The following is a 9599-nucleotide window of genomic DNA, read 5'->3' as shown; positions in this document are numbered from 1 at the left end:
GGGGTGGGGCCCTATTAACCCCGGTTCTTCACTCCGGCGCTCAGTCGCTGCGCTCCTTCGCTCTGTCGCTCCAGAACCGGGGCGGGCCCCACCCGCTGAGGTCGACCATTCGGGGTGGGTTAGAGGGGAGGCGGAAACACTTCTCGACCGGGGGGAACAGTGCATGCGTGGATACCTGGATGGCGCTCGCACGCTCGTCGGCGAACGGCCTTCACGGACGAGGTCGGCAAGAGCATCGATTCGTGACAGCCGACCGCGCATCGCGGGCGATCGGTTGCCGCGTTTCCGCTCCATCGCCGCGGCATCGAGGTGGGCCCGACCGGGGTGAGGCGCCCACCCGTACGGAGGTAGCCGAAGGTGGTGCGGAATCGCACCTCGACCGGCCTGCACAGGGGCACGGCACAGGCGAGCGCTCGAAGGTCGCCGGCCTGTGGACGGCCGGGCGCGCGCGTCCCGGGACCCGGATTCCAGCTGTCGTGGGGCGCACCGGGGATACCGGGCGGATTATTGCGGGCCGACGGGTCCGCGGCGAGGCGGGTATGGTCGGCGGCGAAAACTGCACATGCCAACGGGGGCTCGCACCAGCGGGCTGAGAGGACGGCTAGCTCCACGGAGCGCTCAGGGCCGTCGACCGTATGAACCTGACCGGGTAATGCCGGCGTAGGGAGGAAATATGACGACCACACCTGTCGATTCCGTGACCACCGGTCCGATCGAGGGCAGCGTCAAGCACTATCGGGATATCGACGGTCTGCGCATTCCGGTGCGCCGGATCGACCTGACCAACGGCGACAGTTTCGATGTCTACGACACTTCCGGGCCGTATACCGACGATGCGGCGACCATCGATCTCGAGGCCGGGTTGCCCGCGCTACGGGACGGCTGGGAAAGGCCGGATACACCTGGACCGCGCACTCAGCTGGCGTGGGCCCGGGCCGGGGTCGTGACAGCGGAGATGCGGTTCGTCGCCGCCCGGGAGGGTGTATCGCCGGAGTCGGTACGTATCGAGGTCGCGGCCGGCCGGGCGGTGATACCCGCCAACCACCGCCATCCCGAACTGGAGCCGACTGTTATCGGCAAGAAGTTCCTGGTGAAGATCAACGCCAATATCGGCAATTCGGCGGTGTCGTCGTCGATCGCCGAAGAGGTCGAGAAGATGGTGTGGGCGACCAGGTGGGGCGCCGACACCATCATGGATCTGTCCACCGGCAAGAACATCCACGAGACCCGCGAGTGGATTCTGCGCAATTCGCCGGTGCCGGTCGGGACGGTACCGATCTATCAGGCGCTGGAGAAGGTCGGCGGCGATCCGGCCGCACTCACCTGGGAGATCTACCGCGACACCGTGATCGAGCAGTGCGAACAGGGCGTCGACTATATGACGGTGCACGCCGGGGTCCTGCTGCGGTACGTACCGCTCACGGCGAAACGGGTCACCGGGATCGTGTCGCGGGGGGGTTCCATCATGGCGGCGTGGTGTCTGGCCCATCATCGGGAATCGTTCCTGTACACCCATTTCGGCGAACTGTGCGAGATCCTGGCCCGTTACGACGTCACGTTCTCACTGGGTGACGGTTTGCGGCCCGGTTCGATCGCCGACGCCAACGATGAGGCCCAGTTCGCCGAACTGCGCACCCTCGGCGAGTTGACCAAGATCGCGAAATCACACGGTGTCCAGGTGATGATCGAGGGTCCCGGGCATGTGCCGATGCACAAGATCGTGGAGAACGTGCGGCTGGAGGAAGAGCTGTGCGAGGAGGCCCCTTTCTACACGCTCGGCCCGCTGGCCACCGATATCGCACCCGCCTACGACCACATCACCTCGGCCATCGGAGCCGCGATCATCGCGCAGGCCGGAACGGCGATGCTCTGTTATGTGACCCCGAAGGAACATCTGGGTCTCCCCGACCGCGACGATGTGAAAACCGGCGTCATCACCTACAAGATCGCCGCGCACGCCGCCGATCTCGCCAAGGGTCATCCGCACGCGCAGCGGCGTGACGACGAATTGTCGAAGGCGCGCTTCGAGTTCCGCTGGCGCGACCAGTTCGCGCTGTCGCTGGATCCCGACACCGCCCGCGAATACCACGACGAGACGATGCCCGCGGAGCCGGCCAAGACGGCACATTTCTGCTCGATGTGCGGTCCGAAGTTCTGCTCGATGCGGATATCCGCGGATGTGCGCGAGTACGCGGAGCGCAACAATCTGACCGATATCGATGCGATCGAGGCGGGTATGGCGGAGAAATCGGCCGAGTTCGCCGAAACCGGGAAGCGGGTCTACCTGCCCGTGGTTTCCTAGCGGCCCGTCCCCGGCGCCGGGCCACGTCGATATTCCCGGAAAGAACCCCCGACCGGGCCGCGGTCCCGCCCGCCTCGCGTGATCATCGATTCCCGCGGGCGGGACCGCGGCCGCCGGGTCGTGCCGTCCTCCCGGGCTGCCGGACCCATGGTCGGCCACGTGCCGGCGGCGGTCGGCGCGGTCCGCGACCAGGCCCCGCCGCGATCCCCCGATATCGGAGGTACCTCGGACCGGACACTTAATGAAAACAGTTATCATTACCGAATGGCTACGCGAACCCCGTCCGAATCCCTGCCCGTAACCGTCCTGTCCGGGTTCCTCGGAGCCGGCAAGACCACTCTGCTCAACCACATCCTCGCCAATCGGGAGGGTCGCCGTGTCGCGGTGATCGTGAACGATATGAGTGAGGTGAACATCGACGCGGCCCTGGTCGCCGGGCAGGGCCATCTCGACCGGACCGAGGAGAAACTGGTCGAGCTCACCAACGGCTGCATCTGCTGCACATTGCGGGAGGATCTCGTCGAAGCCGTGGGCAGACTGGCCCGGGACGGACGATTCGATCAGCTGGTCATCGAATCCACCGGTATCTCCGAGCCCATGCCGGTGGCGGCGACCTTCGAATGGGAATTCGACGACGGGTTCTCGCTCGGCGAAGTGGCCCGGCTCGACACCATGGTCACCGTCGTGGACGCCTCGACCTTCCTCACCGAGGTGACCCGCGGGCAGACTCTCGCGTCGCGGAATCTGGAAGCCGGCGCGGGCGATGAACGCGGTATCGCCGAACTCCTCGCCGACCAGGTCGAATTCGCGGATGTCCTGTTGCTCAACAAAACAGATCTGGTGAGCCCGGCGGTCGCCGGGGCGGTGGAGGCGACGCTGCGGCGGATGAATCCGCGGGCCACGCTGATCCGCACGAGCAACGGGGTGGTGGAACTGGCCGAGGTACTCGATACCGGGCGCTACGATCCCGCGGTCGCCGCCACCGCGGAAGGCTGGGCCGAAGAGCTGGCCGGCGGGCACACCCCCGAAACCGAGGAATACGGGATCAGCAGTCTCACCTATACCGCCGACCGCCCGTTCCACCCGGAGCGGCTCGCCGCGGTGGTGTCCGGGCTGCGCAGACTGTTGCGCAGCAAGGGGTTCTGCTGGATCGCCAGCCGCCCGGAACTGGCCGCGGTCTGGTCGCAGGCGGGACCGAATCTCACCTTCGAACCCGCGGCGTGGTGGTCGGCCCTGGAGATCCCGGCCGGGCAGGAAATCGTGTTCATCGGTGTGAAACTGGATCGGCCGGGACTGCGCGCCGGGCTCGACGCGGCGCTGCTGACCGATGCCGAGTACGCCGCCGGGCCCCGCGCCTGGGCGCGCTACGCGGATCCGTTCCCCGCCTGGGACGCACCCCACGAACACGCCTGAACCCGACCGCGTCCCCGGCCGATCACCGCGCCCCATCCGCCACCACAACTCGGGGCGTGCTCAGTTGGAGATCCCGGGCGCCCGGTGCACATAGGTGCGGTCGGTGATCTGGTCGAGCAGGAATTCGGCGATATCGGCGCGGGCGATCTTCAGGGCGAGCCCGGTCTCGTCCGCGCCGAATCCGCGCCGGTAGGTACCGGTCCGGGGACCGTCGGTGAAGGCGCTGGGCCGCACGATGGTCCATTCCAGAGCACTGGCCCGCACGTAGGTCTCCTGCTGCTGATGGTCGGCATAGGCGGGACGCAACAGCAGGCCGAACATGATGTATTTCCAGAGGAAATCCAGATTGGCGCGACTGTCGCCCGCGCCGAGCGTGGACTGGCAGACGAGACGTTTCACCCCGGTACGGTTCATCGCTTCGATGATCGTCCGGGTGCCCTCGGCCCGCACCACACCTTTGCGCCCGTTGCCCAGCGCCACCAGGACCGCGTCCTGGCCGAAGACCGCCCGCTCCACCGCTCCGGGATCGAGCACATCACCCTCCACGACGCGCAGACGTTCGTGGGTGCGGGCGATCCGGCCGGCGTCGCGGGTGAGCGCGGTCACCTCGTATCCGCGCTCCAGCGCCTGCTCGACAATGTGCTGCCCGACCGTACCCGTCGCTCCGAAAACCGCGATTCGCATAATTGCTCCTGACTCGAAAACCGTTGCCTTTTGGCTGTATCCAGTACAGCCTCCGCAACGGAGACGAACCATGGCTGTGACGCTCGAGGACATAAGCGAGCGTCCACATCGAACTCGTAGACCCCGCCCGCCCGGCCTCGGCGGGCATTCCGCTGTCGGCGCGGCGTCCCGGGCAGACCGGCGCGATACCCCGTTCCGGCATCACTCGGCCGTACCCGTACTGCGGCCGGCGATCCCGTCGCGCCCGGATCAGCCCGGTCGCACCGCGCGGGCGGTCGCCTCGTCCGCCGGGTAGAAGGCTTCGATATGCAGTTCGTCGATGGTGACGTCCGTCGCCGACATCGCCGAGGTGGTGACGCTGAAGAACGAGAGTTCGGTTTCCCCCACCCGGAGCTGCAGCGGAATCACGACATCGGCTCGTGCCACCACGCCCGCGTCGTGGCACGGGTAGGCCGATACCTCGTCGAGCAAGGTTTTCAACCGGAGATCGCCGGTGGCTTCCAGCCGGCTGCGCAACTGGCCGAGCAGATGCCCCCGCCACTGGCCGATATTGCGGATACGCGGCGCCAATCCGGCCGGATGCAGCGAGATCCGGATCGCGTTCACCGGCGGCTCGAGCAACTCGGGCGGACATCCGTCGAGCAGTAGATCGGTGGCGGCGTTGCGGTCCACCACATCCCAGCACCGGTCCAGGACGAGGGCCGGATGCGGCATATGCGCGTCGAGCAGGATCCGGAAGGCGTCCATCACCGACCGCAACTCCGGCGCGTTCACATCGCGCTGGCCGTAGCTCGGCGCGTACCCGGCCACGAGCAGTAATTCGTTGCGTTCGCGGAGCGGGATGTCCAGATGCCCGGCCAATCGTTCGACCATCTCCCGGGTCGGCCGGGAACGGCCGGTCTCCACGAAACTCAGATGCCGGGTGGACACCTCGGCCTCCGCCGCCAGCTGCAACTGGCTCAGCCGGCGCCGCTCCCGCCAGGACCGCAGCAGCCCGCCGACCGAGGGTCCGGTATCCGAGATAACCACACCGGAATCGTAGCCGGGCCGGTAACCGAACCCATTACCTCGGAGGTAATCGTCCGCGCGGCCGTTCGTGACGATGCTGATGGCACCTGGTTCACCAACCCCGGAAGGAACTCCGATGAAAGACACCGTCACCGCCTACCTGCAGACCTGGAACACCACCGACGCGACCACCCGGACCGAACTGCTGGCCCGGCACTGGGCACCGCGGGCGTCCTACACCGATCCGCTCGCCGAGGCGGTCGGGCACGACGCGATCGGTGCGACCATCGGCGCGGTGCACGAGCAGTTCCCGGGGTTCGTCTTCACCCAGGTCGGGGAGCCCGACGATCACCACCGCCAGGTCCGGTTCCAGTGGGGCCTGGGCCCCGCTGATGCCGAACCCGTGATCATCGGATTCGATGTGCTGGTCACCGACGAGCAGGGCCGGATCGATACGGTCCTCGGCTTCCTCGACAAAGTGCCGGGCTGATTACCCGCGGGCCGGCGCCGGGCGCTACCCGGCGGCCGGACCGGCCGTCGCCCCGTGGTATCCGCGCGGCTCGGTCACGCGCGGCCCAGGGCGAGCGTCACGTTGTGACCGCCGAACCCGAACGAATTGGTCAGGGCGTGATCGATCCGCTGTCGGCGCGCGTCACCGTGCACGATATCCAGGTCCACATCGGGATTCTCCAGATTGAGGGTCGGCGGTACGACCTGTTCGCGCAGGGTGAGCGTGGTGAGGATGGTTTCCAGCGCGCCGACCGCGCCGATGGAATGCCCGAGTGCCGATTTGGGCGCGTACACCGAGGCGGCGGGAGTGACGGCCGTTATCGCGGCGGCTTCCGAGGCGTCCCCGATCGAGGTCGAGGTGGCATGGGCGTTGACGTGCTGGATATCGGCGGGCTGTAACCCCGCGACGGCGATCGCCTTGCGCATGGCCCGGGCCGCTCCCGTACCCGCCGGATCGGAGGCGACGATGTGATAGGCGTCGGAGGTGATTCCGGCGCCCAGCACCCGGGCATGGATATCGGCGCCGCGGGCGCGGGCGTGCCGTTCCGATTCGAGGACCACCAGCGCACCCGCTTCACCGAAGACGAAACCGTCACGGTCGCGGTCGAAGGGCCGTGAGGCGGCGGCGGGATCCTCGTTCCGGGTGCTCATCGCCCGCATCATCGCGAAACCGGCGATCGGGACGGCGTGGATATGCCCCTCCACCCCACCGGCGACCACCACATCCGCCTCGCCGGTCGCGATGAGCCGCCAGGCGTGGGCGATCGCCTCGGTACCGGACGAGCAGGCCGAGACCGGAGCGAAAACACCCGCTTTCGCACCGATTTCCAGGCTGACCGCCGCCGCCGGGCCGTTGGGCATGACCATCGGTACCGCCATCGGAGACACCTTGCGATAACCACCGGCCCGCATCGCGTCGACCGCGTCGATGAGCGCGTCGCCGCCGCCCAGCCCGGTGCCGATACATACGGCGAGCCGTTCACCCTCCACCCCGGGCCGCCCCGCCGCGGCCCAGACCTGCCGCCCGAGTACCAGCGCGAGCTGCTCCACATAGGAGTGCCTGCGCTGTTCGACCCGGGTGAGGTGCGCCCCGGGGTGCGCGGTCAGCGTGCCGCCGATCCGCACCGGCAGGTCGTATTCCGCGACGAACTCTTCGTCGAGGGCGGTGATACCGGTGCGGCCGTCCAGCAGCCCTGCCCAGGTCTCGTCCATATCGTCGGCGATCGAGGTGGCGCCCGCATACGCGGTGACGACCACCTGGGTTCGAGTTTCTGAAGCGATCGGTACAGTCACGCGGTCATGGATACCTGTAGCGTTCGCTACAGTCAACCCATGGCCCGCCCACTCGATCACGCGAAACGCGCCGAGATCCTCGACGCGGTAGTGCGCTATATCGCCGAACGCGGCCTCGCCGACCTCTCGCTCCGCCCCCTGGCCGCGGCCCTCGGCACCAGTTCGCGAATGCTCATCTACTACTTCGGCACCAAGGAAGAACTCCTGGTCCAGGCCCTCGCCACCCACCGGCCCGACCTACCCGAGGTATTCGCCGATACCGGCGACGCCGCGGCGCTACGAGATCGGCTCTGGGATTTCTGGCGCTCGAACACCACCGGCACCGGCGCGGTGAGCGTGCGGGTGATGCTCCAGGTCATCGGCGCGGCCTGCGCGCCGGACGGGCCCTACGCCGGTTACGCCCGCGACGCGATCGCGATATTCATCGGCACCCTCACCGACGAGTTGCGCACGCTGGAAACCGTCGACGAACCGGATGTCGCGGCCACCCTGCTGGTCTCCGGCCTACGCGGCATCCTGCAGGACCGGTTCGTCACCGGCGATATCGAACGCACCGACCGAGCGGCCCGCCGGCTGATCGACCGGACCATCCGCTGAGACCTCGGCCCACGTCCGGTCGCCCGACCGCCGCCGGAATGTTCCCTCCCCGTCTCGCTCCGACTCCGGCGCCCGCTGGACTCCCAGCGGCACGGAACGTCCCGGTACACCCACCCCGGGCCGACCCCCGCCCACGTAGGGTGACGGCGTGAATTTGTTGCCGTTGACACCCCCGGGGCAGACCCCCGTCCGGGTGCTCACCATCGCCGGTACCGATTCGGGCGGCGGGGCCGGGATACAGGCCGATACCCGAACCATGGCGCTGTGCGGTGTCCACGCTCTGGTGGCAGTGGCCGCGGTAACCGTACAGAACACCGTGGGGGTGAGTGGGTTCCACGAGATACCGCCCCAGGTCGTCGCCGACCAGGTGCGGTCGGTGGCCGGCGATATCGGGATCGGCGCCGCGAAAACCGGCATGCTCGCCTCCAGCGCCATCATCGAGGCCGTCGCCGGGGTCTGCCGGGAGGTCGGGATCGGCCACGACGCCGAGGTGCCGCTGGTCGTCGATCCGGTCGCGGCCTCCATGCACGGCGATCCGCTGCTGCACGCCGAAGCGTTGGACGCGGTGCGGTACACCCTGTTCCCGCTGGCCACCATCGTCACCCCGAATCTGGACGAGGTGCGGTTGCTGACCGGAGTGGAGGTCACCGATACGGCGTCCGCGCATACCGCGGCCGAGGCGTTGCACGGTCTCGGACCGCAATGGGTCGTGGTGAAAGGCGGGCATCTGCGCACCTCGGCGCAGAGCACCGATCTGCTGTTCGACGGCAACCAGTTCCTGGAATTCTCCGCGCCGCGTATCGACACCGGTAACGACCACGGCGGCGGTGACACCCTGGCCGCGGCCCTGGCCTGCGCACTGGCCCACGGTTATTCGGTCCCCGACGCGTTCGAATTCGCCAAGGAATGGACCCGGCGCAGCCTGGAAGCGGCCTACGAACTGGGCAAGGGCCACGGTCCAGTATCCCCCCTGTGGCGACTCGGCTGACGCCGACCCCCCTCGGCGAACCTGTCGGTGGCCGGGTCCATACTCGAAGTGTTCCAGAGCACATCTCCACAGCGTCGTGGAGGCGAGAACAACGAAGTTCGAGTTGAAATCGTGCGAGTAGGAATACCGAGCCGGCGAGGTGGGCGCCCCTCCCGGCCGAACGGTCTCGGCGGCCCGGTCAACCCGGGCCGGGAGCCGATGAGCGCTGCGATCAACCGCCGGCCGGAGTTCGGCGACCCTTCCCTTCGGCCGGCACAGCGCGGCAGGTGCCCGGATCCCGCGCACGTGCCACAGCCCCTCCCCGAACAGGCGACCGTCGAGTAACCACCGAGCGGCCCACCCGATCAGTCCCACCCAGGTGATCGAGAAACATCCCCACACAAACGCCCGCCTCCCGTAGCCCCGTCCGGAGGGCAGCCGAATCATCGACCCCGGAGACAGCGCTACACCTCGACCCCCACGACACCGGCCCACCCCACCACTCCGGATGGTCCACACCTCTACTACTCCGGATGGTCCACCCCCGCAGGCGGGGTCCGCCCCGGTTCTGGAGCGACAGAGCGAAGGAGCGCAGCGACTGAGCGCGTGCCGCCGGCCTGTCCATAGAATCGGCGACCATTGAGCACTTACAGTGACGTGAGCCTCCCAGGCTGGTCGAGGCGTACAACAGCACGGATCTTCTACCCACTCCGGATGGTCAGCTTCCGTGGGTGGGGCCCGCCCCGGTTCTGGAGCGACAGAGCGAAGGAGCGCAGCGACTGAGCGGCGGAGTGAAGAACCGGGGTTAATAGGGCCCCACCCCCC

Annotated in this window: 8 protein-coding genes; 5 read left to right on the top strand and 3 right to left on the bottom strand. The window is 68.0% G+C overall.

The window, feature by feature from the left end:
* Positions 1-673 precede the first annotated feature (673 nt).
* On the top strand, positions 674-2302 hold the full coding sequence (gene thiC, locus ACWEWT_RS38070) for a phosphomethylpyrimidine synthase ThiC (RefSeq protein WP_452565776.1): 1629 nt from the start codon (positions 674-676) through the stop codon (positions 2300-2302).
* Positions 2303-2566: 264 nt separating this feature from the next.
* Positions 2567-3715 (top strand): GTP-binding protein, encoded by a 1149-nt coding sequence (locus ACWEWT_RS38065; protein WP_452565774.1) that lies wholly within the window; start codon positions 2567-2569, stop codon positions 3713-3715.
* Positions 3716-3775: 60 nt separating this feature from the next.
* On the opposite strand, the gene ACWEWT_RS38060 is transcribed toward ACWEWT_RS38065, so the two are convergent.
* Together ACWEWT_RS38060 and ACWEWT_RS38055 are read right to left on the bottom strand one after the other, a co-directional pair.
* The gene (locus ACWEWT_RS38060; RefSeq protein WP_452565773.1) at positions 3776-4399 is read right to left on the bottom strand and encodes an NAD(P)-dependent oxidoreductase; all 624 of its coding nucleotides are present in this window, start codon (positions 4397-4399) and stop codon (positions 3776-3778) included.
* A gap of 249 nt (positions 4400-4648) precedes the next feature.
* Positions 4649-5428, bottom strand: coding sequence for a helix-turn-helix domain-containing protein (locus tag ACWEWT_RS38055; protein ID WP_452565772.1), 780 nt, complete (start codon positions 5426-5428; stop codon positions 4649-4651).
* Between the two features lie 115 nt (positions 5429-5543).
* Between ACWEWT_RS38055 and ACWEWT_RS38050 the strand changes: the two genes are divergently transcribed.
* On the top strand, positions 5544-5897 hold the full coding sequence (locus ACWEWT_RS38050; protein ID WP_452565770.1) for a nuclear transport factor 2 family protein: 354 nt from the start codon (positions 5544-5546) through the stop codon (positions 5895-5897).
* Positions 5898-5971: 74 nt separating this feature from the next.
* On the opposite strand, the gene ACWEWT_RS38045 is transcribed toward ACWEWT_RS38050, so the two are convergent.
* Entirely contained in the window at positions 5972-7210 is a 1239-nt protein-coding gene (locus tag ACWEWT_RS38045; protein WP_452565769.1) for a KasA/KasB family beta-ketoacyl-ACP synthase, read from the bottom strand.
* A gap of 39 nt (positions 7211-7249) precedes the next feature.
* Here ACWEWT_RS38045 and ACWEWT_RS38040 point away from each other — a divergent pair, with 39 nt between their 5' ends.
* A complete protein-coding gene (locus tag ACWEWT_RS38040) occupies positions 7250-7807 on the top strand; it encodes a TetR/AcrR family transcriptional regulator (RefSeq protein WP_452565768.1) in 558 nt (185 codons plus the stop codon).
* Positions 7808-7955: 148 nt separating this feature from the next.
* Complete coding sequence (gene thiD, locus ACWEWT_RS38035) at positions 7956-8795, top strand: bifunctional hydroxymethylpyrimidine kinase/phosphomethylpyrimidine kinase (protein ID WP_452565766.1); 840 nt, start codon at positions 7956-7958, stop codon at positions 8793-8795.
* Positions 8796-9599 lie beyond the last annotated feature (804 nt).

This window comes from Nocardia sp. NPDC003963, assembly GCF_053605105.1.
This window is presented reverse-complemented; position numbering and strand designations above follow the sequence as displayed.